This is a genomic window from Coprococcus phoceensis (assembly GCF_900104635.1).
Classification (GTDB): domain Bacteria; phylum Bacillota; class Clostridia; order Lachnospirales; family Lachnospiraceae; genus Faecalimonas; species Faecalimonas phoceensis.
This window is the reverse complement of sequence record NZ_FNWC01000007.1, coordinates 1,011,594-1,037,489: the sequence shown is the minus strand read 5'-3', so window position 1 is coordinate 1,037,489 and position 25,896 is coordinate 1,011,594. Positions and strand designations below refer to the sequence as shown.

Genomic DNA, 25,896 nt, shown 5'->3' with positions numbered 1-25,896 from the left:
CACAAAGTGAACCGATTTTAAGAGTATTCCCATCTAAGCAGAGAGGCGCACCTGCACATCAATAAACAAACGGGTGGGTGCATCTGATACTGATGCTGGGATGCCTTAATAATTAAGTCGCCAACTGAAAGGCGGCGGAATGGAGATTAAAATGAAAAAGATAATAAAAATTTTAAAGGTTATTATTTTTTTAGTAGTATTTGTATTTTTGATACTTTTTATTATTGGAATTTTTTCAAGGGGTTGTAGGGAAAAAAAACAAGATAGGATTTACACATATAAACCGGAAGAAACAAAAGAATATGTTCCGCTAGATATTGTAAATCCAATGGGGACAAAAGTAGATGAAGAAAGCATCCCTGATGAGGAATATTCTGATACATTGGAACAGGCAATGAAGAATCCTAATATTGATATTCCGCCTGAAGATGATTACATGCGAAATATAGATAAAATTATAAAGGAATTCAAAAGCGAAGAATATATTGCTATCTATTTTATATCAGAAAAAGGAAAAACGGAAGCAGCAACAACATTTGCTAAATTTAAAATCAAGGAACTCGAAGGAAAACAAAAATATGTTTTTTTAACAAAAGTATCCGATAAAGTTACAAAAGATACAAAATACGGATTAAAGACAAGTAAAGGCATTAAACTTCAACTTACTCTTAGTGATACGTTGCAAGATTTAAATGTAAATCCCAAGAATACAAGATTTGTATATGGTGTGGTGCCAGATGATAATATATATAGTTTGAAAATAGAAGAACAACAACCTGATGAAATTGTACATTTTGAATTATTGGGACAAGATTTTTATTTGTGGTATTATTTAAATCTTACTAGTAATCATTCAGGAGATACATTATCTTATGAAATAAGAGAATAGAAAATTTTTGTTAGCATATAGTTTTTTCAAGATTCACAATCAATAAAGGGATTCAAAATGTAGGAGATGCAATAGGTAGAGTTGATGAATGGATAGATGATCATAAAAAAGATATTGGAAAAGTTTTCATAACAGCCACTGTTGTAACAGCTGCAGTCGCTATTTCCGCAGTGACAGCAGGTACAGGTATTGCAACTCTTGTGGGAGCTACAGCTTTAATCGGTGGTGGTATAGGTGCTGGAATTAATGCAGCAACAGGTGGAAATGCATTAAATGGATTTTGTAGTGGGGCAATAAATGGAGCAATTTCTTCTTTCATCCCAATTCCATTTATAAATGATTTTTTAGGTGGTGTAGCAGGCAGCGTAGTTGCAGATGGTTTTGAAAATATGGATAATCCAGGATTATATGATGGAATAACTATGCTAGGACATGCATTGATTTCAGGAGGAATTCAATTAACAATAGGAGGTCCATTCAATTACGGAGTCAAAATAAGCGGCAATGTAGTTGGTTTTGAAAAATGGGCATTATTTAGTGGATCAACTATTTTTTCGATGGGTTCAAGTTTATCAGGTCTAGCAGCTATCAAAAATTATGATGTCATAAGTCAGCCATGCTCAGAATAGGAGAGGAAAAATATATATGAATGCAAATAGAATATTAATGTTTTGGATGTATTATATTATTAGTATATTTGTAGTTGTTTGTTTGGCGTTTATATTAAAAAAAGTAAAAATTGTACGATGGCAATTTTTTTATCCAGGACAACAGGAATGGGCAAAAAGAAATGAAGAAAAAATTGATAAATTATGTAAAAGATTTTTGCTATTAATATGTATAATATATTCGTTGTTGATAATAGTGCCATCTACGTTAGATTTACCGTATGTTTTATCAAAGAATTATAAAACTGTACAAGGAGTAGTTAGTGAAAAAAAAGGTATGTTTATTTGTGTTAATGATAATAATAAAAAATACCGTGTTGGAAGAGTTGATTGGCTAAAAGAGGGGGATGCAGTTAACATAATATATTTACCATTCACCAAATATGCAACAATTACAAAGTGGAAACAGTAGTAAATATAAGAAATTTCTTTGGAGAATATGTTTCCGAAAGAGCATTATCAATATGACCACAGTCGTTACGACATTATTATCTTTAGGATGAAGTGTGAATCCCTCTGAAGATTGAAGTCAGTTCTGGAACGCTTTTTCAAAGTTATGGATACGGAGATCTATATCAGAACCAAGGAAACAGGAGAACAGACACTACCGCTATGATTACGATGCACTTGGAAGGCTGTCTGAAATCTAAAAGGATGGGCAGATGCAAACCTGGTATGGGTATGATACTTTTGGAAAACGGACATGGAAAGAAGAAAGTGGGGAAAGGAACTACACCTACCATATGAACTGGGAAGCCCGCTCCGGATTGAGGACAGTGCCGGAAACCTTAAGGCGAGTTATGGATACGGATTCTTTGGAAAGACCAGTATCAGAACATAGAAGATATATAGAATAGGATTTGATTGCAGGCTTATAGGTCTATCATTCAGAATGAAACGATGTAGTTACTGCTTCAAAGCACCAATGGTATTGGTGCTTTGAATGGTGCATTTCCAAGTTAGAGTGATATTAAAAAGGGATAAGTTGGTACATTGAATGAAAATATTCTTGAAGAGTTAATGGTAAACTACACGAAAAGATTTGGTGACCAGTTGAATAATTTTTTTGGAATATTAGACAATTTCCTTTTAGATATAACGATGGGAGGGTGCTATAATGAATAAAAGTTATGATTATATCATGGGGGGTAGTAAATTTTCCAATTTGTTTGATTTTATATCAGGAATAATTATATGTATATTATTTTCTTTTTGTTTAAGTGAACTTATTTTTTCATTTGATTTTAAAATATATCCTAAAAAAATAATATTTTTTATAGGCAGTCTAATTGTACTTCTTTTTATTTTTTATTGCTTTCTTAGTCAACGGCGATATAGATTATTAGAACAAAAATTGGTTTATGGTGTTAGAAAAAAAAACATACTATATAAAGATATTAATACGCTGATTTTTACACTTTCAACTACACCAAGAGGAATCTATAATATTGGTTTAACTGAACCATATTTTTATACAAAGAAAAAAGGAAGAAAGGAATATATAAGCAATATAACAGTTTATATAAACGAAGTGAAGAATATAAAAGAACAATATGATAAGAAAATAACAAATGGAAATTTGAAGAGCACGCCTTCTTATAGTTTTAATTGTCATGACAAATTGAGTATTTATCACTTAATTAAGGAATCAAATTCCGATGTATATGTAACTAGAAGTTTTCTAGTCTATAATAATTGGACCATTAATGAATTTTCTAGGATATACAATATTCCTATCGAAAAAATACAACTTATAAATGATATGTGTAAACAGTAAAATTTTCCGATATAATATAAAAAAGTAATAAACAATTTAACAGGAGGTAGTATGTTTTTAAAAAAACAGAAGAAAAAACAACAAGAGGTTACGATTGAGGAGAATACACAGATATTCATCGAAGATTTTAAAAAATTGGTAAATGAAGGTAAAAAGGAATCTGTGCGTTCGGTAATTAAATTTATGGCAAATTCTATACAAAGTGAATTACTTACGAAATGTATGTATAATGATAGGAATTATCAGGAAATAGATTATATGAGAGCTATTTTGAATAGTTTTTTACTGGATTTGTCGTTTGATTTTTGGCAAAAATGTAACATATGTTTAAAGGTTCAAAATACTCCTATTATATCATGTGTTTGGAATCATTCTCGTATGATTGACGGATTGATAGGACTGGGAGAGATAAATAAGAATCCCTTTAATGGGATTTCGTTTGCATATAATATTCAGGCAGTTTTAATAGAACCATTAGGTCTGGTAGTCGTTGATAATGGAAATCATTCTGTGAATGCGGCTATTATCTATGATGAAGGAGAAATAATTGTAAATACGGTTATTGATATTTCTGAAGTTCTTGAAAGATATAGATTTGATGGAAAAAAATATGTGAGTGTAGAAACGAATAAAATAGTAAATATTGAGAATTTAAAAAATAATTCAGAACCATTCACATATACGTTTGGACTTTTGTTTGAAATGGCAAGAGTTTTGAAAAATGCAAAAGATGAAAACGGATATGTGTACTATGATGTTAATTAGATGGGAAGGTGATAGTGATGGAGAATACAGAGAACTGGGTAGAAAAATATAAAGAAAGAATGGATAAGAATAAACCTTCTGAAAAATTAGTGGAACAGACTTTAGAACTGATGAAACATCAGATTGAGTTACAGAGAAAAGATAAGAAAAAATGTTAAAAAATAGAATATAATTTATAGCATTGACTCTTGTGTTTGCTTTTCTGCTGTCGGGCTGCTCTACAAAGAAAACTGGACAAGAATGGAATAGTTACAATGAAAATAGCGAATGGTCCTATTTTATGCCTATGGATGTAGATAGAGATGTGGTTCCCTTTGTATTTCCAGGAAAGTATGTTGTAGATATTGAAATCGAAACTCAAAATGAATTCAAAACCTACATTGAACGATATACAGAATTAGAAACCTGTAAACTTTTGTTTTATGATATAGATAGAGGAACTGTTCAAAAGAAAGTGGACTGTAAAAGAATTTTGGAAGAATATCTCCAGGATTACCAGATTGCAGAAGAACAGATAATACCATGTTTATATCAGCAAAATAACTGTGTCTGCGTCATTTTAGAAAAAATCGGGTATCGGAAAAGTTCTGGAGATCCTTTGCCAAAAATCGGAATTATAATTGATGTAGATACTGAAAAAATTATAGGTGAAGTTTCAGAAATGAATTTTGAAAAAAATCATTTACTATATAAAAATGAAGAAACAGAATCCATTACAGAAGAATTTCTGGCAGCAAATGATCTTCCTTCTATGAAGGTTGTATATTATCACGATTTCAATATTTACGCAATGCAAATGCACTTGGCGGATATTTCTTCTGATGCAGAAATTTTTAAGATTTTTCCAACATTGAAGGGGGGTTCTGCTGAAAAGAATAAAACTATTTGTTTTTATGCAGAAGAGTCTAAAATAGAAAAGATAATGAAGCAATTTCTTCCAAAGGAACAAGAAATAACATGGCCAAAAGCAAACACGAATGAAATGAAAGTGATACCAAGAGTATAAAGTCTATTGAGTAATAAAAAAGGCGTGTGTTATTGAATACTTTTGGAGACGTTACAAGATATTATGTCTTTTGAAAACAGCATATAAATGTAGAGTTATAGGATTGCTGGGATTTAAGTAAATAGGAACGTGTGGGCGGCAGTATATTAGTTTTGATATGCTGCTGCCTTTTGGGTTGGAGGTTCGTAGGTGAAAAAAGAATACAAAAGAGCCAGAAGATATGAAAACTACACACAAATTACAAAGTAAGCTGATAAAATAGAATTATTTAGGAGATGATATTATGCAGAAAATTTTGATTGTAGAAGATGATTTGGATATACAAGAAATGATACAATTTTTTTTAGAAGATCAAAACTATCAAGTATGTGTTGCAGAAGATGGTGTAGAAGGGGTGGCAGTTTTTAACAAAGAACATCCGGATATGGTACTTTTGGATATTATGTTACCTAAGATGGATGGATATGCTGTATGTGAAATTATCCGGCAAAACTCAAACGTCCCAATTATTATGATCAGTGCATTAAGTAGCGAAGCAGATCAAATTAAAGGATTTGAATTGCAAATAGATGATTATATCCCGAAACCGATTTCTTTACCACTTATGATAAAAAAAATAGAAGCGATATTTAGAAGATATGATAAAAAAGATGAAACAGAAAATAATGAGATGTGGTATCGTGAAATCTGCCTTATCATTGGTAATTATCGGGTAATTATAAAGGGAGAAAGCATTGATCTGACACAAAAGGAATATGAGATATTAAAAGAACTAATGGAACATCCGGGAGCAGTAATTTCAAGAGAGAGCTTTCTAAATCGGTTATGGAAATATGAATTTTATGGTGATGAACGTGCGGTAGATAATCATATTAAAAATTTAAGAAAGAAATTAGGCGCTTTTGGAAATTATATAGAAACAGTAAGAGGAGTGGGATATCGTCTTGAGAAAGTACATTAAAGAACACTTAACGATCAAAGTGTTTTTAGTAACAATCATGCTATTATTGACATTAAGTGCAGCAATTTATGGAATGATTACTTTTGGTATGTCTAATTTTTATTTGACGGAATTAAATAAAAGCCTTGAGAAAGAATTAGATACCACAATTGAACAAATAAGTAATATGACAAATGAGGAAACTCAGAAGACCTTGGAACGATTTGCGATAGAATATGGAATATCTATCATTGTGAAAAATCAAGAAGGAGAGGAAATAGGAAATTATGGGGGAATATCTTATTTTTTAGCTCCAGATGCGAATAGTTCCAAGGCACAAAATAGTAAAGGAATTACCAAAAATTATATTGTAAAGTCTAATGAAGGTACAGTTTATAAACTTCAAATATTTGGAACAAAGGAGTCGGTTAATATAGGACTAAAAGTTCTAAATAGAATTTTACCGTCTTTGGGAGTTATTACGGTGATAGTCTCTATTTTAATTGCCTTATTTTTTGCCCGTTATATTACAAGACCAATTCTAAAGGTAAATGAGGCATCAAAAAGAATGGTAAAATTAGATTTCCGTAAACCATATCCTGAAAAAAGAAGCGATGAGATAGGCATTTTAGGGGAAAACTTAAATCAATTGGCAGAGCACTTAGAAGATACATTACAAGAATTGAAAGAGAAAAATCAAATATTACAAGATGAAATACAAAGAGAACAAGAAATGGAACGGAAACAACTCTCTTTTTTTGCGGCAGTTTCACACGAACTAAAAACCCCCGTTACCATATTGAAAGGTCAAATTCAGGGAATGATTTCAGGAATTGGTGGATATAAGGATCGGGATAAATATTTGAAAAGATCATACGAGGTAGTTTTTTCAATGGAAGGATTAATTCAAGAGATATTAGATGTTTCCAGAATGAAATCTGCAGGTTTCTTACTCAATTTTTCGACTATATCTTTAGACAGTATCGTAAAAGGAATTATACAAGAATGGGAAGATATTGCGACAGATAGAGGTGTGACCTTGCATACAGAAATAGAAGAGAAAACAGAAATTTGTGCGGACAGAGTACTGTTTCAGAAAGTAATTGGTAATTTAATTAGCAATGCCGTAAAGTATACGCCGGATAATGGAAATATTTGGTGTAAGGTGTATAAAAATGAAGAAGGTGTAATATTTTCAGTTGAGAATAATGCTGAACATATTTCAGAACAGGAGATCCCAAAACTATTTGATGCATTTTATAGACGAGAAAAATCTAGAAATAGAAAGGCAGGAGGAAGTGGTTTAGGTCTTTATATTGTAAAAATGATTGTAGAATTACATCATTATGAGTGTGACTTTAAAAATACTAATCAAGGGATAGAAGTGAAAATAGTATGTAAAGAATAGAGAAACATCCGTTTGTGATTACAGGCGGATGTTTTTTGGCTCTAAAATAAATGCAGTTGGTACAATCTACGCAAAAAACATACAAGAACAACAAGAAAATCATAAAAAACTGCTTTAAACTATACATTACAAAGTTAATAAAAACCACATGAAATTGATAGGAAATATTAGAAGTAAGAATATTTTTGAGAGGAGAAAAAATGAAAGAACATTTGAAAAAGATCAAAGAGACCATTGATGTAGAGCATGGATACAGCCTGGGAACTGTTTTCACTACCAGAAATAAACAGTATATGTATGATACAGGAACCGGAAAAGTGTTTGAGTGCGGGGTAAATGAATACCAGATCTTAAAAAGCCTGTTTGAACAGACAAAACTTCCGGATGAGGAGGAGGGGGCTTCAGAAGAAGAACTGGAGGCTGCATACAGAAACATCTGGGAGATGGTAGAAGCAGAGCATATCCTGCAGGTTTCACCGAATTTAAAGTTTGTAAGGGAAACAGATGAAACATTAAGGGACTTGCTCCGGTACGATCTGCAGCAGGTCATCCTGGAACTGACAGAACAGTGCAACATGAGATGCCGCTACTGTATTTATAACGAACATAATGAAGGNGTATATGTATGATACAGGAACCGGAAAAGTGTTTGAGTGCGGGGTAAATGAATACCAGATCTTAAAAAGCCTGTTTGAACAGACAAAACTTCCGGATGAGGAGGAGGGGGCTTCAGAAGAAGAACTGGAGGCTGCATACAGAAACATCTGGGAGATGGTAGAAGCAGAGCATATCCTGCAGGTTTCACCGAATTTAAAGTTTGTAAGGGAAACAGATGAAACATTAAGGGACTTGCTCCGGTACGATCTGCAGCAGGTCATCCTGGAACTGACAGAACAGTGCAACATGAGATGCCGCTACTGTATTTATAACGAACATAATGAAGGGTACCGGAATTTCTCGCCAAAAGCTATGACTTGGGAAGTGGCAAAACGTGCTGTGGAGTATGCAAGGGATAACAGTGGAGCTAAAGTGGCGATATCCTTTTATGGAGGAGAGCCACTGGTGCAGTTTGAACTGATTTTTGGAGATAGGAAAGAATTTACTATGCAAGAATGCTTTGCTTGTTTCACGGATATGAAATATAAGAATGTTATTAGTAACACTAAATAAGGTGATTTTATAAAGCTGAAGGGAGGTTAAATAAGAATGGTACGAAAGAGCAGAAAAAAGAGAAAAATACGAGTAATAAAAAGGATAGCTTTTTGGGGAATTATTGTTTTTATAAGTTGTACGGGGATGTATTTCTATAGAAAATACAAGGATATACAATTACAAAATATTGTGAGTCACACTGCGGAAAATGAGGGCATAGAGGAAAGATTGCAAAAAATGTCAAATTATGATTTTCGTATCAAAGATATCGTAGAAAATAAAAGTCAGTACCCAGAAGAACTTTTGGAACTGCTCACGACAAATATAGAAACTATAGAGTTTGTATTGAATTATCCTGAAAAGAAAAATAATTCACCAGCGGAAACAGTAGGGGAAACAAGGAGTGGAGAAATTCCATTACTATTACAATGGGATGAAAGATGGGGCTATCAAAATTATGGAGATAGCATGTTTGCAGTAAACGGGTGTGGTCCAACAGCACTTTCTATGGTTATAGTGGGACTTACAGAGAATAAGCAAGCAACACCTTACCAAGTAGCGCAGTATGCAGAAAAAAATGGATATTATGTAGAGGGGGTAGGAAGTAGTTGGAACATGATGACAGATGTAGGAAGTTATTTTGGGATACAAGGAAGTGAGATTCCATTAGGCAAAGATAGTATTCAGACGGAATTAGAATTAGGACATCCGATCATTTGTGCCATGCGTCCAGGAGATTTTACAACAACCGGACATTTTATTGTCTTGACAGGAATGAAAGATGGAAAGATTTGTGTCCATGATCCCAATAGTAAAAAAAGAAGCGAAAAATTATGGAACTATGAAACTTTAGAAAGTCAAATCAATAATTTGTGGAGTTTTACAACGCTTTTTTAAATTCTACACATAAATTACACATAAAAAACGTGATAAACATAAAAGAGATTTTTATAATAAAAGTATCAAAATATTGGAGGATATAATTTATGAAGAAAAAAATTGCAACGGTAATATTAACAGTTTGTTTATTTGGAACTTTAATAGGATGTGGAAATGATAGCATGAATAAACCAGAAGTTCCTTCGACAGAAAATTCAACAGATAGTATGAACCAAACTGAAAATAACGCAGAGAACAGCGAAGGAACAAGTGCTTTAAAAAATGCTAATTTGGTTGGAACAGTAATTGATTTTACAGAAACAGGCTGCACACTCGGAAAAGGAAGTGCTACAGAAGATACTATGACTGCACCAGCAGGTGGAGAGAACACAGAAGGTGTAGAAAAAATTTCTGTACAGTATGCTGATAATACACAATTTCAAATTTCAAATTCCACAATTACGAATGTAACTTTGGAGGCGGGAACAAAAGACGATGTAAAAAAATCATCAGCAGTCTTTCTGTATGGGGAATATCAGGAAGACGGAACCTTCTTGGCCACTCGTGTAATTATAGATCATTTTCAAAAATAGTAGGAGGAAATAAATTGGGAAGTGCGAAAAGAGCAGTTCGGTATTTGATAAGAAAAAAATCAAAAACAGTAATTTTGTTTTTGGTACTCTTGATTTCAGAAGCGATGATTTTAAGTACAGGGATTATTTTAAAAGCTTCAAATGAGGCAAAAAGCGAACTGCAGAAAAAAACAAAGACAAAAATATTAGCGGGAATTATGGAAAATAACAATCCGATCACAACGGAAGACATAAATAGAATACAGGACTTGAAGGGCATAGATAGGATTAATAAAAATACCACATTGCCTGTATATCCGTCAAATTTTCAAACGGTAACAGAAAACCAAAATACAAATACAGAAAATCTTCAGGTTCGATTGGTCGGTTATGATGATTTAAAATTAGACGGTGCTTTTGCAGATTCTGAAGTTCGAATTGTAAAAGGAAAGTATCCAAAAGAAAAAAATGAAGTCCTCGTAAATCAAATATTAGCAGAGACTAATAAGTTAGAGATTGGAGATGTACTCACTTTAGAGACAGATGATGGGAAGAAACTGGAAGGAGTTATCTCAGGGTATTATTTGTCAGGTTCGGAAAGAAAACAGTCGAAGGAAATGGCATCTGTTTATCGGATTGAAAATACTATCTATGCAAAAACAGAATCCATAATAACATTGCAGGATACAAGCGGATATGAAAGTGTTTTTGTATATTTAAAAAATCCAGAAAATCTAGAAAAGATAGAAAGGGAAATGAAAAATATTTTAGGAGATAAAGTTGAACTAACAAAATCAGATATGCTATTTCGACAAATGAAACAACCACTCGAACAGGTTATGCAAGTTGTAAAATTAATGTTATATCTGACATTAGGAACATCTGCAATTGTTATAACACTCCTTTTATGCATGTGGATGAGAGTGAGAAAAAAGGAAATAGCAGTTTATATTAGTTTGGGAAAAACGAAATGTTCAATACTGTCGCAGCTATTATTGGAGAGTTTTTTGGTATTTGCAGCTTCTTCAGTATGTTCTATTGCTATAGGAAATATTTTAGCAGAAAAATTGAAAGACCTATTATTTGCAGGAAAAAATATTTCTACATTGGCAGTAAAAATTAGCCCACAGTTATCAGATGTAGGAATACTTATTATGAGTGGTGCTATGATACTTTTTATTGGAATTGGAATATCAGTGATCCCTGTTTTACGGACAAATCCTAAAGATACACTATCAGAGATGGAGGGATAGCATGAAAAGAAATAATAAGAATAGTGTTTCTCAAATAGAGAGCCAAAATTGTTTGGGAAATAAGATAGAAGTTGTTGTACCAATATTAGAATTATATGAATCTGTAGAAGATGATTTACGGAAAATTGGAATTCGAATCAGACTGGATTTGTATGATGGAATGGATAGTTGTATATATGCAAATAAAAATGCACTCAAATTATGTCTGACAAATACTTTGTATTATTTTGTTGAGAAATGTGTGGAACTTTCCATCCTAGAAATAAGCTTAAAATATTATGAGGGAAGAATATGGATAATTTTTAGAAGTGCAGAGAAGCTGAACAACTCCGAATGGAAAATGCCTAGTCGCAATTTAGAGATGGAAGTGATAAGGGGATATTTTAAGCAAAAAAACATTTTATTTCAAGAAGAAAATTTACCAGATAAAGTAGAAATTGGGTTTGAAACTGTTAATTGATTAGGAGGCGATACAGTGGTTTTAGAAGTAAAGAATGTAGTTTACCATTATAAAACAAATAAAAACAAAAATGTTTTGAACGGGATTAGTTATGAATTTGAAGAAGGCAAGGTATATGCTATTTTAGGAGCAAGTGGATCAGGAAAAACAACATTTTTGTCATTGCTTGCAGGCTTGGATGTTCCTGTATTTGGAAGTATTTTATATGAAGGAGAGGATATTTTAAAAGGTGGATTAAATCATCATCGAAAAGAACATGTTTCTTTGGTGTTCCAGAACTACAATTTGATTGATTATTTAACACCGCAGGAAAACGTTATGCTTGGAGGAAATGGAAATCCCGAAGAATTATTAGCTGCAGTTGGAATCCCGAAGGAAGATTGGAATCGAAGAGTCTTACAACTTTCCGGAGGACAACAGCAGAGAGTGGCTATTGCAAGAGCTTTAGCAAGTCCGGCTAAAGTATTACTGGCGGATGAACCAACCGGAAATCTCGATGAAGATATTGGCAGAGAAGTTACTGAAATTCTTCAGGAAACAGCACATAAATTAGGAAAATGTGTAATTGTAGTAACCCATAGTAGAAGTATGGCAGAAACAGCAGATGTTGTTATTAAAATAGAAAAAGGGAAAATACACGAAGAAAGTATAAAAGAAAAAGGAGAGGATTCATAAATGAATGTGTTACGACGTGGTGTTTATTCAGTATTTAGAAAACCCATAAAAAGCATTCTTCTCCTATTAGTCGTTGTGGTGATTAGCAGTTTTTTCATGGCAGGATTGGCAAGTCAGTCTGCGAGTGTCAACGTACAAGATTCTACGCGGCAAGCAGTAGGGGCTACCTTTAGGCTGGAGTTAAGTGAGGCGAACCGACATACTCGTCTTGAAGAAGCAACAGAAAAAATTGGAGAAGAAAATGAAGGGACTTACAGGGGAGTAACAACAAAAAAGTATGAAGATGGATCCTATGGGGTTTCGACGGATAATTCTTTTGAAACAGTTATCCCGGAAGATGCAGAAAAGATAGCAAAAGTAAAGGGAATTGAAGAATATAATCTGATTACAGTGGCAACTGTGGTAAATCCTGTAAACTTTAAAAGGATTGAAGACCCGGATATGGATCAGAGCCAGGACTTCGGAGGTGTCAATTTAAGAGGCAACCGAATTATGGAAATGGATATGGATGTTGCAGCTGGAAAGATTAAATTGGTAGACGGGCGTATGACAACCAAAGAAGACAAAGATGTTTGTGTGATTTCAAAAGAACTGGCGGAATTAAACGGGCTGCAAGTCGGTGACAGTCTACAGTTTAATCAGTGGGATGATAAGGAAAATTCGAAAGTTTATAGTGCTAAGATTGTAGGGATATATGAAGCGGTGCAGAAGCTGGAACCGGTTATGTCTGGAGATACTTACCGTTCAGAAAATACGATTTTTACCGATATGAATTTTCCAGAGAAACCATCTGGTGAAGAGGGAAATCCGCTGTTCCGATATGCGATTTTTAAAGTCGCCAATGTAGATCAATATGATGCAGTAAAAAAGGAAATTGAAAAAGTAGATATTGACTGGAAGCGATACGATCTGATTGATAGTAATGGAAATATTCAGAGCATGGCTGAAAATTTTAATAATATGAAGCAGTTAAGTGAAATGCTGTTAATCGTAGTTTCCGCAGCAAGTTTTATCATATTCAGTCTGATCTTTTTATTCTGGATGAAGAACAGGACACAGGAAATCGGTATTTTTATGGCATTGGGAGAAAGTAAGAAGAAAATCTGGAGTCAATTTCTCTGGGAAGCCATGCTGATTGGAATTTTGGGATTGGTATTATCTTTTCTGATATCCCCCGCACTTTCTAAATTGACGGCATCTTATATGGCACAGCAATCTCAAAGCCAGGCAGACGAACAGAAAGAAGCAACACAAAATCAAGTGTTTGCAGATGGATATATTGCACCGGACTTGGAATTTCAGACGATAGAAATAGAAATTACATCAGATATGTTAGTAAAAGATACAATTGCAATTGGCGGTTTGCTATTTGTTTCAGTTTCGGTAGCAGGAATTATGATTATGAGGAAAAAACCAAAGGAGATTTTATCTGAAATGAGTTGATAGCTTGTTCAAACTTATTATGCAAGAAAGATCATTGGAGTAAGTAAGCTTTATAATCGAAAAAATGGTATAAGAATTATGGAATATAAAAAAGCTTTATAGAAGGAGAAGAATAAAAGATGAATATTTTACGACGAGGAATGTGTTCCATTATACGAAAGCCTATAAAAAGTCTTCTTCTCCTGTTAGTCGTTGTGGTGATCAGCAGTTTTTTTATAGCAGGGTTAGCGAGCCAGTCTGCCAGTGTCAATGTACAGGACTCTACGCGACAAGCAGTAGGAGCAACCTTTAGGCTAGAATTAAGTGAGGCGAATCGACATGCTCGGCTTGAAGAAGCATCAAAGATAACAGGGGCAGAAGGAGATTATGAAGGAGTTCATAATTATCGCTTAGAAAATGGAGCCTATGGGGTTTCGACGGATAATTCTTTTGAAACAGTTATCCCGGAAGATGCAGAAAAGATAGCAAAAGTAAAAGGAATTGAAGAATATAATCTGATTACAGTAGCGACTGTGGTAAATCCTGTAAACTTTAAAAGGATTGAAGACTCGGATATGGATCAGAGCCAGGACTTCGGAGGTGTCAATTTAAGAGGCAACCGAATTATGGAAATGGATATGGATGTTGCAGCTGGAAAGATTAAATTGGTAGACGGGCGTATGACAACCAAAGAAGACAAAGATGTTTGTGTGATTTCAAAAGAACTGGCGGAATTAAACGGGCTGCAAGTCGGTGACAGTCTACAGTTTAATCAGTGGGATGATAAGGAAAATTCGAAAGTTTATAGTGCTAAGATTGTAGGGATATATGAAGCGGTGCAGAAGCTGGAACCGGTTATGTCTGGAGATACTTACCGTTCAGAAAATACGATTTTTACCGATATGAATTTTCCAGAGAAACCATCTGGTGAAGAGGGAAATCCGCTGTTCCGATATGCGATTTTTAAAGTCGCCAATGTAGATCAATATGATGCAGTAAAAAAGGAAATTGAAAAAATAGACATTGATTGGAAACGATACGATCTGATTGATAGTAATGGAAATATTCAGAGCATGGCTGAAAATTTTAATAATATGAAGCAGTTAAGTGAAATGCTGTTAATCGTAGTTTCCGCAGCAAGTTTTATCATATTCAGTCTGATCTTTTTATTCTGGATGAAGAACAGGACACAGGAAATCGGTATTTTTATGGCATTGGGAGAAAGTAAGAAGAAAATCTGGAGTCAATTTCTCTGGGAAGCCATGCTGATTGGAATTTTGGGATTGGTATTATCTTTTCTGATATCCCCCGCACTTTCTAAAATGACGGCATCTTATATGGCACAGCAATCTCAAAGCCAGGCAGATGAACAGAAAGAAGCAACACAAAATCAAGTGTTTGCAGATGGATATATTGCACCGGACTTGGAATTTCAGACGATAGAAATAGAAATTACATCAGATATGTTAGTAAAAGATACAATTGCAATTGGCGGTTTGCTATTTGTTTCAGTTTCGGTAGCAGGGACTATGATTATGGGGAAAAAGCCAAAGGAGATTTTATCTGAAATGAGCTGATGCATTGGGAGAGAATGTTAGGAGGAAGAAAAATGAATGAACACCTGAAAAAGATCAAAGAGACCATTGATGTAGAGCATGGATACAGCCTGGGAACTGTTTTCACTACCAGAAATAAACAGTATATGTATGATACAGGAACCGGAAAAGTGTTTGAGTGCGGGGTAAATGAATACCAGATCTTAAAAAGCCTGTTTGAACAGACAAAACTTCCGGATGAGGAGGAGGGGGCTTCAGAAGAAGAACTGGAGGCTGCATACAGAAACATCTGGGAGATGGTAGAAGCAGAGCATATCCTGCAGGTTTCACCGAATTTAAAGTTTGTAAGGGAAACAGATGAAACATTAAGGGACTTGCTCCGGTACGATCTGCAGCAGGTCATCCTGGAACTGACAGAACAGTGCAACATGAGATGCCGCTACTGTATTTATAACGAACATAATGAAGGATACCGGAATTTCTCGCCAAAAGCCATGACCTGGGATGTGGCAAAACGTGCTGTGGAGTATGCAAGGGATAACAGTGGAGATAAAGTGGCGATATCCTTTTATGGGGGAGAGCCACTGGTGCAGTTTGAACTGATGAAAAAGACAATAGATTACAGCCGGCAGATCATAAAAGGAAAAGAACTGACCTTTTCTTTCTCTACCAACCTGACACTGGTAACACCGGAAATCGCTGCATATGTGGCAGGAGTGGAAGGAATGAGTGTTCTGGCAAGTATAGACGGACCAGAAGGAATCCATGATGCTTACAGAGTGATGAGCGGAGGAAAAGGAAGTTTTGAGAAAGCAATACAGGGATTAAAATATCTGGTAGAAGCTTTTGGAGAAAGGGCAAAGGAAAGTATTGTGATCAATACGGTGGTCTGTCCGCCATTCAGTGCAAAGAAACTGGATGCGATTAAGGAGTTTTTTGAAGGTCTGAGCTGGCTGCCAAAAGAAATGGTAAAGAAATGTGATTACGTAGAATACGGAAGCGTAAAAGAAGAAGATATTTCCATGGAGTATGCTGGAGACGGGGAGTTTATCGGAGAGGAACTGGACGGTTTCAGGTTAGATGCCATCGAAGGCTGGGCACTGGCAAGGGATTTAGAAGAAGAGGATCCAAAAAGTTATGTGGCAGGGATTGTAGCGGATAAACTGGTGCGGATACATAACCGAAGACAGACACAGGAACCATGCAAAGATCTCAGAAGAAACGGCTGCTGCATTCCGGGGAACCGGAGGGTCTATGTGAAAACGGATGGGAAATTCCTTTTGTGTGAAAAGACCGGAGATGCACCGGATATAGGAAATGTGTTTGAAGGAGCAGATCTAGAAAAAATAAAGAAATATTATATGGATGAATACGATGAAAAATCCATCGCAAGATGCAATGAGTGTTGGGCAAGAAACCTGTGTGGACTTTGTTATGCAGCCTGCTATGAAACAGAAGGAATTGATATGGAAAGAAAAGAGAAGGTCTGCGGAGCCCATAGGTATGCCACAAAAGGAGAATTGATCTCGTATTACAGCATTCTGGAAGAGAAACCGGAAGTAATCGAAGAGATAGATGCGGTACCGTATTATTAAGGAAAGGTTTTAGATTATCAAAGATAATTTAAAATAAAAAAACAGACAGAAAGGAGGCGTTGGGCATGAGAAAAATCGTAGCAGGAAAGTTACAGACAGGAGCAGACTTTGAAGGTAGCAGAGGTGATTGTATTTGCAGTGGTACTATAGCTGTGAAAAATTCCCATTATGCAGGACCAGCGTATTGCGTGGGATACTGTGGAAACAACGGAATAGTGACTAGAAATGCTAATGCGAATCTTGCAAAAACAAAATAGTAGGAGGTATTGGATTATGAAATTAGTAGAAACAAAAACAACAAAAACAGGAACAGACTTTGAAGGGAATAGGGCTGGATGTATTTGTAATGGTACTGTAGCAGTGGCAAATTCTCATAATGCAGGACCAGCATATTGCGTGGGATATTGTGGCAACAGTGGAGTGGTGACAAGAAATGCCAATGCAAATCTTGCAAGAACTGCGTAAAAGATGTATTTTAAACAGAACGTGCCAGTCTGGAAAAGAAAAATAACTCTGTTCAATACCAAGCAAATTCTATAAAAATAGATATATGAACAGAGTTAAAAGGCTTAATATTATGTTATAAGAAAAGAAGGAGACTGTCAAGTAGGTACGGTCTCCTTTTATAAAAGTAAGTGGAGTGAAAGTTTATGAAAAGATTAAAGAGTTTAATCAAAAAAAGCAAAGAATTTTTTTTGATAATAAGCAGAGTAGTTCAGTTATTATGGAATAGCTCGAAGTCCAATTTTATTAAAACAATGATAGTGAGTATTGTTTCAGGTATTACGATTCCATTTACTTTGGTTATTTGGAAATATCTTATTGATGATATGAGTCGATCGATTATATCAGGAGACATTGCACCGGTCTTATTTTGGTTAATATTCTATTTTATATTCAATTACTTACAGAGTGTACTGATGAGAATAAAAGATTATCAACAGAATATTTTATCAAGTTACTTAAATCGTTATACAAGTGATTTGATTTTGAAAAAGGTAAAAGATACGGATTTAAAGTATTTTGACAGTTCAATGATTTATGACAAAATTAGGAAAGTCAATGAAGAATCGACAGGGAGATCCATCAGTTTATTGGCGACATTAACAAACTTTATTCAAAGTTTTAGCAGCTTGATTGGAACCATCACAGTGTTAGCAAGTCTTAATGTTGGAATTATGCTATTGTGTATTTTTATTTGCATACCAACGTTAATCGTTAGTATGAAGATGGCAGTTACACAATATGAAATTTATACTAAGCGATTTGAAGGATTACGCTTTATAGCATATTTGAAAGATATTGTAACTGATTATGAAAATATAAAGGAAATGAAAATTTATCATGTACATGATTTTTTTCGGGGGCACATACTGAAACAATATGATGGATATATTCAAGAAGATAAAAAAATCAGAAGTAGTTTCTGCAAAAAATTATCCTTGACAGATTTGGTAGAAGAGGCTGCAATCTTATTTTTTAAAATATATATTACTTTAAAGGTTATTTTAGAGAAAAGAACCCTTGGAGATTTTTCTCTTTATATAAATTCCATTGATAATTTTAGAGGTTCAGCTACGACAATATTAAATACAATAGTCACAATTTTTGAAGATGGTCTTTATATACAAAACCTATTTGAATTTTTAGATATGAAAACAACGGAAAGGATAGAGAACTCGTTATCGTTTAATAAAAATTTTCAAAAGATAGAATTTAAAAATGTATGGTTTCGATATCCTGAATCAGAAAAATATATATTAAAAGGTATTTCTTTCACAATAAATGCTAAACACTGTTATTCTATTGTGGGATTAAATGGATCTGGCAAGACCACTATAATTAAGTTGTTATTAAAGTTATATGTTCCAGATAAGGGGGAAATTTTAATTGATGGAGTTAATATATGTGATATTGATACAGAATCTTATCAAACAATGATAGGGGCAGTCTTTCAAGATTTTGTGAAATATCCATTGACAGTTAGAGAGAATATTGGTTGTGGAAATGTGGAAGAAATGAAAAATATTGATCAGATTTACTGTGCGGCAGAGAAAGCAGGGGCAGCAGAATTTATTTCTTCCTTGCCGGAAAAGTATGATACACAGTTACACAGAGAATGGAGTGGAGGGATCCAATTATCTCTAGGGCAATGGCAAAAAATTGCAATCAGTAGAATTTTTATGAAGGATTTTCCACTTGTAGTGTTAGATGAGCCAACAGCCTCATTAGATCCTAAGGCAGAATATGAGATTTATAAACAATTTAGGGATTTAATGGAAGGAAGGACAAGCATATTAATTGCACATAGATTTTCTACAGTAAAATTAGCAGATGAAATTTTAGTTTTACAGGATGGGAAAATTATAGAGAAAGGGAATCACAGAGATTTGATGAAATTAGACGGAGAATATGCAAAGCTTTATAGCATACAAGCAGAGGCTTATAGAGAGGAGTGACTGGGTTGGGAGAGAATAATTTTTTTTCAAAATGTGAAAATCAAATAACAAAATGTGTGTTTCCACTAGAAAACCTTCAAGGAATGAACTATATAGCGCTAACAATCAATGTAGGTTCTTCTTCAGAAGATATAGAAAATGCAGGAATTGCACACTTTTTGGAGCATGTACAAATGAATTTTTTTGATAAAAATGAGAAGAGGTATCTTTGTTCAGCCTATACGGATTTTTATTCAACAACCTATTATTTTGATGTAAAGGATACATCGTTAGAGTGTGTAATAGATATCATACAGAATATTTTAAAAGGTAAGTATTTAGAAATGAAAGATGTTGAGAAGGTAAGATCAGATATTCTTGAGGAATATAAAGCATATGAAGTGAAAAATAGAAACTCAGATTTTCGTATATTATTAAATGGAACTAATTATGAAAACCATTTATCCATAGGAACCCCAAAAACGATTCGTTCCATATCAAATGACGAAATCAGAACATTTTTCAAAAGATTTTATTTTCTAGAAAATGTATGTATTATTTGGATTACATCAACACAAACGTTGGAGAACATTGGAGACGGATGGATTGCAAATCTTAGTGGAGAGCATGGGAAGATTGAAGAAAAGATTTTGTCTTATGCGGAAACAGGTGGATTTGCCATCAAAAATCAACAGGGTAATGCATCATACTATTTATATAGGGAGAGAAAATCGGATGCTGAGTCAATAAATGAAGATTTACTTTATGTAATACAAGAATTTTTGAAAGAAAATGTAGGTAAGGTTGGTGTGGAAAAAATATTTTTATCTCCTAAGCAGGAATTTATTAAGGTAACGATAGAAGAGAGTTTAGAATGGAAAGACATTTGTAGAGAAATAGAAAATTTGCCAGTAACGGAGATAGAAAAGAGATATTTGAAGTTTTTAAGGGAAGAACCAATAGGTTATAATTGTAACTCTTTGAGAGAATATTTTATAAATGCTTTTACTTTTAAGGATATGCTTTCAAAAGAAGAAAGAAATGTTCAAAAAGACATTTATGACATTAAGAAATTGTTTGCCAAGGAGAATATAATAACAAATATGAGAAAATAGGTTTCTACACAAAAACTACACAGAAAAGACGAAAAAATCATACGAAGTGTGTATATACTATACATTGTGAAACGAAATAAGAATTTTAAATCTATTTTGAAGGATTTAAAACAAAAAGTTACAGAGGAAGGAGGGAAAAACATGAGATTAGTACAGTCTAAAAAGATCGCAGTAGGTTCCAATTTTGAAGGGAATAAAGCGGGTTGCATTTGTAGTGGATCTGTAGCAGTAGCAAATGCTCATGATGCAGGACCAGCATATTGTGTTGGTTATTGTGGCAATAATGGAACAGTAACCCGAAATGCAAACGCTAATCTGGCACGAACATCATAACAAGGAAAGGAAGATACAGCATGAAATTAGTAAAAACAAAAACAATGAAAACAGGATCGCATTTTGAAGGAAGTAAAGCAGGTTGTATTTGCAGTGGATCTGTAGCAGTGGCAAATGCTCATAATGCAGGATCAGCATATTGTGTTGGTTATTGTGGCAGTAATGGAACAGTAACCCGAAATGCGAATGCAAATCTTGCACGAACAGCATAGAGATGTATTTACATAGCAAATAGAATAATAAAGAATAAGGAGGCTGTTAAGTCTTCTTATTTTTTTATTCAAAAGTGTTGTTAAGATTTAAGATAGATTGAAAAATAAATAATCTTTGAAAAAAATATTATAAAATATCTCCTCTTTTTTGAAACCTGAATTATGAATTTTACGTATTGATACAAAAACAAAAATCAGGATTCTTACGAATGAAGGAAAGAAAGTTATTAAAACAACTACAGAGAAAGAACGAAAAGGCTTTAGAAGAGATTATGAAGAAATATGGTGCATATGTCACTACGATTTCAAAAGAAATACTTGCGGGGAAAGGTACAAACGAAGATGTGGAAGAAGTAGTATCAGATGTATTTATCTCTTTATGGAATACTGCTGAAAGAATTGATTATGAAAAATACACCAGTATTAAAGCATATATAGGTATGATTGCAAGGAATAAGGCAAAAGATAAAATACGTGCAATTAAAAATTGGAATCTGGAACTTTATGATGATGTGGTTTTAATTGATAACCAGGCCGAAAAACTCATGGAGCAAAAGGAACAACAGAGGATTATTCAGAAACTTCTTCAGAAATTAAAGCCGATGGATCAGGAAATCTTTCTTTTATATTATTATAGATATTTTAAAATAGAAGAAATCGCATTACAACTTAATATGAATCCGCAGACCATAAAAACCAGACTTCGAAGAGGCAGGGAAACTTTGCGTCATGCTTTGCGTGAGGAGGGGTATACGGTTTATGAAAATCAAGATAAGTGAGATGTTGGATAATTCGGTTGAGATATTAACAAAGGAAAGAACTGACATAGACAATCTCACAGATATTCAGGATATGGTATATAAAAAGATTATTCGTCGAAAAAAACAGTCCTATTTTTTAAAATCAGTAGCTGCAGTTAGCATAATATGTTTGGTGACCGGCAGCATTGTTTTGGCGAAAACGCTTTTGGATCCAGGTGGGAAAGTAGAAAAAATAGAAAACCTGGAAGAAGAGCATACGCTCTACGAATCAGATACAGAAGAAGAGAAGATAGTGATTGATATTCAAACAGAATTGCTTAATAAAGACTGTTTATATCAAAATGGTATTCCTATTGCAAAACATATTTTAGAAATACAGATAGATTTTTATACAGCTGATCAACAAATATATGTAGAAAATGGTACAATGCTGATTTTACAGGATCAAGGAAAGGGGATTTTTCTAGAAGAGAATGAAAAGGTCAAAATAAGTGTCAAGCAGGAGAACATGAATAAACAGCCTGGACATACGTTTGAAATAGGATATATTGAAAATGGAAAGCCATTTAAAGTAGATACTGTTGAGGTCGAACAGTATGAAGTTTGGCTGAAAGGGGGAACGCAGAGAGAATATTTTCCATATTTCAAAAATATATCAAGCGATCGAATTATTCTTAATTATCATATAGTAAAGGAGAGGATGGAGAAATGAAGAAAGTAAAAAAAGTAATAGCAATAATGGCTCTTTTGGTTATGACAACAAATAGTACTTCTGTACAGGCAGCGGAACCTCAATCAAATACTATGCATCAGCAAAGTGAGAGGATGGGAATTTCAAGTACAGCGTTGAGTGCAGGAGAAACCATTAATATTATTGATAATGATGGGATGGCATTTTACGTTCCGGGTGGGACTAAGATAAGTTTTTCTATTAGTTTGAAAGCATCAGGAAGTGTTGAAATGGGATATAAAAATTCAAATGGTGTCAGAACAAAAAAGTATAGTGGAACAGGAAAAAGTCACAGTACCACATTTACAATTAGAAGTACAGGATATTATAAATTCTATATAACAAATAAATCTTCTAGTACAATTAGTATTACAGGAGGGAGTTTGAATTTTTAAATGAAGCGAAAGAAAAAAATATGGATCATTATAAAATGGATTATAGGTATTACCATTATATTCATTTTATTGGGAATTATATGGAACACTATATGTAAGAAAATAGATGAATACAAAATAAAAGATGCGTATGGAAACAGTGTGCAAATAGATGGAAAAAGTATGGTTGTGGAGATTGCCGGAGCGGAACATGACGGTCCTCCGATTATCTTGCTTCCTGGTTTGGGAGAACCGTCGCCTATTTTAGAATTTAAACCTTTAGCAAGTGAATTAGCTAAAAAATACAAGGTGATTACGATTGAGCCATTTGGATATGGATTATCTGATGGAACAAAGCGTGACCGGACGATTGAAAATATCGTAGAAGAACTTCATGAATGTGTAAAAAACTTAGGAGAAGAGGAATACTATCTAATGGGGCATTCCATATCAGGGATATATAGTTTGTATTGGAGCCAGATATATCCAAATGAAATTAAAGGAATTATAGGGATTGATCCATCAGTTCCGAAAATGACAAGTAAAGAAAATAATCCTTTTCCAGTCAGTGTACAGTTGCTCAACCAAATATCTGCGTATACTCAGAAGATAGTCAATATAACGGGAGTTACAAGGTTACTTTCTATAAACAATCCAAAGAAAGTTGTGTATGCAGATCCGCAGTACCTATATTCAGAGAAGGAATGGGAAGTTTTCCGCATATTAACGCTGGATAAAGGATATAACGCAACGGTTATGGCAGAAATGAAAAATCTTGAAAAAAATATGGAAGTAGTGGAGGATATGAAGATTCCAAGAGAAATACCAATATTGGAATTTGTTTCAAAAGAGAATTGCAAGACTATGCCACAGTGGGAACAACTACATAGGGATATTATAGCAGATAAAGAAAATGGAAAAGTAATTTTGCTAGAAGGTTCTCACTATTTACATTTTGAACAGAAGAAGGCAATTGTTGAAAGAACTACACAGTGGATAGGAAGCAGATAACTATTATGATTTTAAAAGAATATCAATATATCTTTACACTAGTGGGATTAGAGGTCATGGTATGGGAACTAGAATAATTAAATATTATGGAAGGAGAAGAACGATACCGAAAACTTTATGATCTGAGACTGGCACATATCCAGATTACGATTACCTGCTTTGATGATAAAAGGCTCTTGAATATGAAAAGTAAGCAGTCCGTCAAAGCGGTTAAGGGCATTGTTAAAACTACAGGAAGAGGGTTTTGATGTTACTTTACGACTAAGTCCTCTGATTGAAGAATATTTGAATTTTGATTACTTAAATGGGCTACTGGTAAATAAATTTGGGGTGGAATTTCTTCAGGTTCCGTTGACGGTCTGTGAAGATCCCACAGAACATTATAAATATTGGAAGTAGCATATCAATCCCAACTCAGTGGATTGTTGCATTTTAAGAAAGTAAGAGACATAAGTGTAGGCGGTAGTATATCAGTTTTGGTATGCTGCCGCTTTTTTTTACTTGGGATATTAACCGTGATCTTCCTGGCAGCAGGAATCTGGATTGATTAGATTATGAGTGAATACAAAAAAGAGAACAGGAATATGAACAGTTGCAAGAATATGTGAAAGTAGAAAAGAATACAAAAGAACCAGAAGATATGAAGCCGTAAACTACAACAGATGATAAGGAAAAGAAAAGCCGGAAGAAACCGTAATGGTTGATTTTGCAGCTTTACAGGAAAGCAATCCAGATGTTGTAGCATGGGTCAGAATTCCAGGGGTACTGGAATATCCAGTCGTAAGAGGGGGAGATAATTCCTGTTATTTAAGTCATGCGGCGCAAAATACTTACAATATTGCTAGCAGTATTTTGGGGATTATCGGAATGAATGGGATCTTTCAGATAGTAAGAATATTATCTCTGGGCATAACATGAAAGATGGAAGTATGTTTAGTGTATTGAGAAATTATCAGGATATTGATTTTTTCAGGAGCATACGGATATGGAGGTTTATTTACCAGAAGGAGTAATATTGAACTATAAGATTACAGCCTGTGAACAAGTGTCGACAAATAGTGCAGTGTATAAGATAACGGAAGAAGGACATGAAGCAGAACCGGAACCGGAGAAGGAGTTTCTTTTATCTACCTGTAGTGCTAAAAAGCATTCGGACTATTATGATGCGCGGTTAGAGCCTTAAAATTATTAAAATATGCGCTATTTACTATCATGGACAGTGGGTGAGGTATGAGAGTATCAAGAGTGTCTTTGGTTTTCAAGAAATTTTAGCGTGAAGGATTGGTAGGAAAGATAAAAGGGTTGTATGCAAAAAGGAAGTAGAGAAAATCCCTACTTCCCAATCATACAGTTTTTCTTTATGATGTTAGTTGCGAGACAAACAGATGAAGGAGGCTGTGTGATGAAATATATAAAGTAATTTTGGTCATTGTTTGACAGTCTGAGCTGGTTTTACTGTTCATAAAAGCCTCTTTTCTTTATATTCTGAGTATGTTTTTGTTGACGCATCTCCTACATTGAAGGTTAAAATTATTTTATTCAGAATATCCAATATCACAGAGTTTTGATAGCGATTCAGGATTTGTTTTACAATAGAACATCGCATGGTATGACTCTACTTTTTGAATAAGTGTTGAATCTTCGAGCCCAGACAGAATAATGAAAGGAATAGCGATATTTAGAGAATTTACCTTTTTTAAGATATCAAATCCCGTTCCATCGGTCATAAAATAGTCAGAACAAATCATATCTATATAAATTGATTCAAAAATTTGCATTGCTTCTTTTACGCCAGTTGCCATATATACCTCAAATTTTCTCTGAAGCAAATTGGACAGTAGTTTTAAAAAGTTGATATTATCATCTCTAAGAAGCATTTTTTCAAAAAATGCACCTCCTAGTGTA

General features: G+C 34.0%; 34 protein-coding genes. 33 read left to right on the top strand and 1 reads right to left on the bottom strand.

Annotated elements, in window-relative coordinates:
- Positions 1–151 precede the first annotated feature (151 nt).
- From BQ5364_RS08740 to BQ5364_RS08595, 33 genes are all read left to right on the top strand, one after another.
- Positions 152–889: a hypothetical protein gene (locus BQ5364_RS08740; RefSeq protein WP_083382764.1), complete on the top strand. Its 738-nt coding sequence runs from the start codon at positions 152–154 to the stop codon at positions 887–889.
- A 170-nt stretch (positions 890–1,059) separates the two neighbouring features.
- Positions 1,060–1,518, top strand: coding sequence for a hypothetical protein (locus tag BQ5364_RS08735; RefSeq protein WP_071144076.1), 459 nt, complete (start codon positions 1,060–1,062; stop codon positions 1,516–1,518).
- 16 nt (positions 1,519–1,534) lie between these two features.
- Positions 1,535–1,969 carry a sulfate permease gene (locus BQ5364_RS08730; protein WP_071144075.1) on the top strand — a complete coding sequence of 145 codons (435 nt, stop codon included), beginning with the start codon at positions 1,535–1,537 and terminating at the stop codon, positions 1,967–1,969.
- Positions 1,970–2,219: 250 nt separating this feature from the next.
- The gene (locus BQ5364_RS17770; protein ID WP_136017811.1) at positions 2,220–2,414 is read left to right on the top strand and encodes a hypothetical protein; all 195 of its coding nucleotides are present in this window, start codon (positions 2,220–2,222) and stop codon (positions 2,412–2,414) included.
- Between the two features lie 260 nt (positions 2,415–2,674).
- Complete coding sequence (locus tag BQ5364_RS08725; RefSeq protein ID WP_235837149.1) at positions 2,675–3,334, top strand: hypothetical protein; 660 nt, start codon at positions 2,675–2,677, stop codon at positions 3,332–3,334.
- A gap of 51 nt (positions 3,335–3,385) precedes the next feature.
- Positions 3,386–4,099 carry a DUF6710 family protein gene (locus tag BQ5364_RS08720; protein ID WP_071144073.1) on the top strand — a complete coding sequence of 238 codons (714 nt, stop codon included), beginning with the start codon at positions 3,386–3,388 and terminating at the stop codon, positions 4,097–4,099.
- Positions 4,100–4,116: 17 nt separating this feature from the next.
- Positions 4,117–4,257 carry a hypothetical protein gene (locus tag BQ5364_RS17920; RefSeq protein WP_159431678.1) on the top strand — a complete coding sequence of 47 codons (141 nt, stop codon included), beginning with the start codon at positions 4,117–4,119 and terminating at the stop codon, positions 4,255–4,257.
- Between the two features lie 128 nt (positions 4,258–4,385).
- Positions 4,386–5,105, top strand: coding sequence for a hypothetical protein (locus BQ5364_RS08715; RefSeq protein ID WP_136017810.1), 720 nt, complete (start codon positions 4,386–4,388; stop codon positions 5,103–5,105).
- Between the two features lie 283 nt (positions 5,106–5,388).
- On the top strand, positions 5,389–6,066 hold the full coding sequence (locus tag BQ5364_RS08710) for a response regulator transcription factor (RefSeq protein WP_071144071.1): 678 nt from the start codon (positions 5,389–5,391) through the stop codon (positions 6,064–6,066).
- Positions 6,050–7,453 (top strand): HAMP domain-containing sensor histidine kinase, encoded by a 1,404-nt coding sequence (locus BQ5364_RS08705; RefSeq protein ID WP_071144070.1) that lies wholly within the window; start codon positions 6,050–6,052, stop codon positions 7,451–7,453. Before BQ5364_RS08710 ends, BQ5364_RS08705 begins: the two co-directional genes overlap by 17 nt.
- A gap of 609 nt (positions 7,454–8,062) precedes the next feature.
- Positions 8,063–8,623, top strand: a complete 561-nt coding sequence (locus tag BQ5364_RS08695; RefSeq protein WP_071144068.1) for a radical SAM protein — start codon at positions 8,063–8,065, stop codon at positions 8,621–8,623.
- A 219-nt stretch (positions 8,624–8,842) separates the two neighbouring features.
- On the top strand, positions 8,843–9,502 hold the full coding sequence (locus BQ5364_RS08690) for a C39 family peptidase (RefSeq protein ID WP_083382947.1): 660 nt from the start codon (positions 8,843–8,845) through the stop codon (positions 9,500–9,502).
- A gap of 89 nt (positions 9,503–9,591) precedes the next feature.
- On the top strand, positions 9,592–10,077 hold the full coding sequence (locus BQ5364_RS08685; RefSeq protein ID WP_071144067.1) for a hypothetical protein: 486 nt from the start codon (positions 9,592–9,594) through the stop codon (positions 10,075–10,077).
- 44 nt (positions 10,078–10,121) lie between these two features.
- Positions 10,122–11,309 (top strand): ABC transporter permease, encoded by a 1,188-nt coding sequence (locus BQ5364_RS08680; protein ID WP_235837148.1) that lies wholly within the window; start codon positions 10,122–10,124, stop codon positions 11,307–11,309.
- A gap of 1 nt (position 11,310) precedes the next feature.
- Positions 11,311–11,769 carry a hypothetical protein gene (locus BQ5364_RS08675; RefSeq protein WP_071144065.1) on the top strand — a complete coding sequence of 153 codons (459 nt, stop codon included), beginning with the start codon at positions 11,311–11,313 and terminating at the stop codon, positions 11,767–11,769.
- Between the two features lie 15 nt (positions 11,770–11,784).
- The gene (locus tag BQ5364_RS08670; protein WP_071144064.1) at positions 11,785–12,444 is read left to right on the top strand and encodes an ABC transporter ATP-binding protein; all 660 of its coding nucleotides are present in this window, start codon (positions 11,785–11,787) and stop codon (positions 12,442–12,444) included.
- Complete coding sequence (locus tag BQ5364_RS08665) at positions 12,445–13,887, top strand: ABC transporter permease (RefSeq protein WP_083382762.1); 1,443 nt, start codon at positions 12,445–12,447, stop codon at positions 13,885–13,887.
- Between the two features lie 119 nt (positions 13,888–14,006).
- Positions 14,007–15,443: an ABC transporter permease gene (locus BQ5364_RS08660; protein ID WP_071144063.1), complete on the top strand. Its 1,437-nt coding sequence runs from the start codon at positions 14,007–14,009 to the stop codon at positions 15,441–15,443.
- 32 nt (positions 15,444–15,475) lie between these two features.
- Positions 15,476–17,017 carry a RumMC family radical SAM sactipeptide maturase gene (locus BQ5364_RS08655; RefSeq protein ID WP_071144724.1) on the top strand — a complete coding sequence of 514 codons (1,542 nt, stop codon included), beginning with the start codon at positions 15,476–15,478 and terminating at the stop codon, positions 17,015–17,017.
- Between the two features lie 65 nt (positions 17,018–17,082).
- Complete coding sequence (locus BQ5364_RS08650; RefSeq protein WP_071144062.1) at positions 17,083–17,274, top strand: RumC family sactipeptide; 192 nt, start codon at positions 17,083–17,085, stop codon at positions 17,272–17,274.
- 16 nt (positions 17,275–17,290) lie between these two features.
- Positions 17,291–17,482 (top strand): RumC family sactipeptide, encoded by a 192-nt coding sequence (locus tag BQ5364_RS08645; protein ID WP_071144061.1) that lies wholly within the window; start codon positions 17,291–17,293, stop codon positions 17,480–17,482.
- A gap of 185 nt (positions 17,483–17,667) precedes the next feature.
- The gene (locus BQ5364_RS08640) at positions 17,668–19,476 is read left to right on the top strand and encodes an ABC transporter ATP-binding protein (protein ID WP_071144060.1); all 1,809 of its coding nucleotides are present in this window, start codon (positions 17,668–17,670) and stop codon (positions 19,474–19,476) included.
- A gap of 5 nt (positions 19,477–19,481) precedes the next feature.
- Positions 19,482–20,570: an insulinase family protein gene (locus tag BQ5364_RS08635; RefSeq protein ID WP_071144059.1), complete on the top strand. Its 1,089-nt coding sequence runs from the start codon at positions 19,482–19,484 to the stop codon at positions 20,568–20,570.
- A 141-nt stretch (positions 20,571–20,711) separates the two neighbouring features.
- Positions 20,712–20,903: a RumC family sactipeptide gene (locus BQ5364_RS08630; protein WP_071144058.1), complete on the top strand. Its 192-nt coding sequence runs from the start codon at positions 20,712–20,714 to the stop codon at positions 20,901–20,903.
- A gap of 20 nt (positions 20,904–20,923) precedes the next feature.
- On the top strand, positions 20,924–21,115 hold the full coding sequence (locus tag BQ5364_RS08625) for a RumC family sactipeptide (RefSeq protein ID WP_071144057.1): 192 nt from the start codon (positions 20,924–20,926) through the stop codon (positions 21,113–21,115).
- 209 nt (positions 21,116–21,324) lie between these two features.
- On the top strand, positions 21,325–21,894 hold the full coding sequence (locus tag BQ5364_RS08620) for an RNA polymerase sigma factor (RefSeq protein ID WP_071144056.1): 570 nt from the start codon (positions 21,325–21,327) through the stop codon (positions 21,892–21,894).
- Between the two features lie 73 nt (positions 21,895–21,967).
- Positions 21,968–22,588, top strand: a complete 621-nt coding sequence (locus BQ5364_RS08615) for a hypothetical protein (protein ID WP_136017809.1) — start codon at positions 21,968–21,970, stop codon at positions 22,586–22,588.
- Positions 22,585–23,001: a hypothetical protein gene (locus BQ5364_RS08610; protein ID WP_071144054.1), complete on the top strand. Its 417-nt coding sequence runs from the start codon at positions 22,585–22,587 to the stop codon at positions 22,999–23,001. Before BQ5364_RS08615 ends, BQ5364_RS08610 begins: the two co-directional genes overlap by 4 nt.
- Positions 23,002–23,991 carry an alpha/beta fold hydrolase gene (locus tag BQ5364_RS08605; RefSeq protein ID WP_071144053.1) on the top strand — a complete coding sequence of 330 codons (990 nt, stop codon included), beginning with the start codon at positions 23,002–23,004 and terminating at the stop codon, positions 23,989–23,991. It abuts the gene before it with no gap.
- Positions 23,992–24,077: 86 nt separating this feature from the next.
- Positions 24,078–24,239 carry a hypothetical protein gene (locus BQ5364_RS18325; protein WP_235837147.1) on the top strand — a complete coding sequence of 54 codons (162 nt, stop codon included), beginning with the start codon at positions 24,078–24,080 and terminating at the stop codon, positions 24,237–24,239.
- Entirely contained in the window at positions 24,211–24,390 is a 180-nt protein-coding gene (locus BQ5364_RS18320) for a hypothetical protein (RefSeq protein WP_235837145.1), read from the top strand. The genes BQ5364_RS18325 and BQ5364_RS18320 overlap by 29 nt, the downstream gene beginning before the upstream one ends.
- A 297-nt stretch (positions 24,391–24,687) precedes the next feature.
- Positions 24,688–24,909: a sortase family protein gene (locus BQ5364_RS08600; RefSeq protein WP_071144052.1), complete on the top strand. Its 222-nt coding sequence runs from the start codon at positions 24,688–24,690 to the stop codon at positions 24,907–24,909.
- 67 nt (positions 24,910–24,976) lie between these two features.
- Complete coding sequence (locus tag BQ5364_RS08595; RefSeq protein WP_071144051.1) at positions 24,977–25,174, top strand: hypothetical protein; 198 nt, start codon at positions 24,977–24,979, stop codon at positions 25,172–25,174.
- 352 nt (positions 25,175–25,526) lie between these two features.
- Here BQ5364_RS08595 and BQ5364_RS08590 read toward each other — a convergent pair whose 3' ends face one another.
- Entirely contained in the window at positions 25,527–25,868 is a 342-nt protein-coding gene (locus BQ5364_RS08590; protein ID WP_071144050.1) for a response regulator, read from the bottom strand.
- Positions 25,869–25,896: the final 28 nt, after the last annotated feature.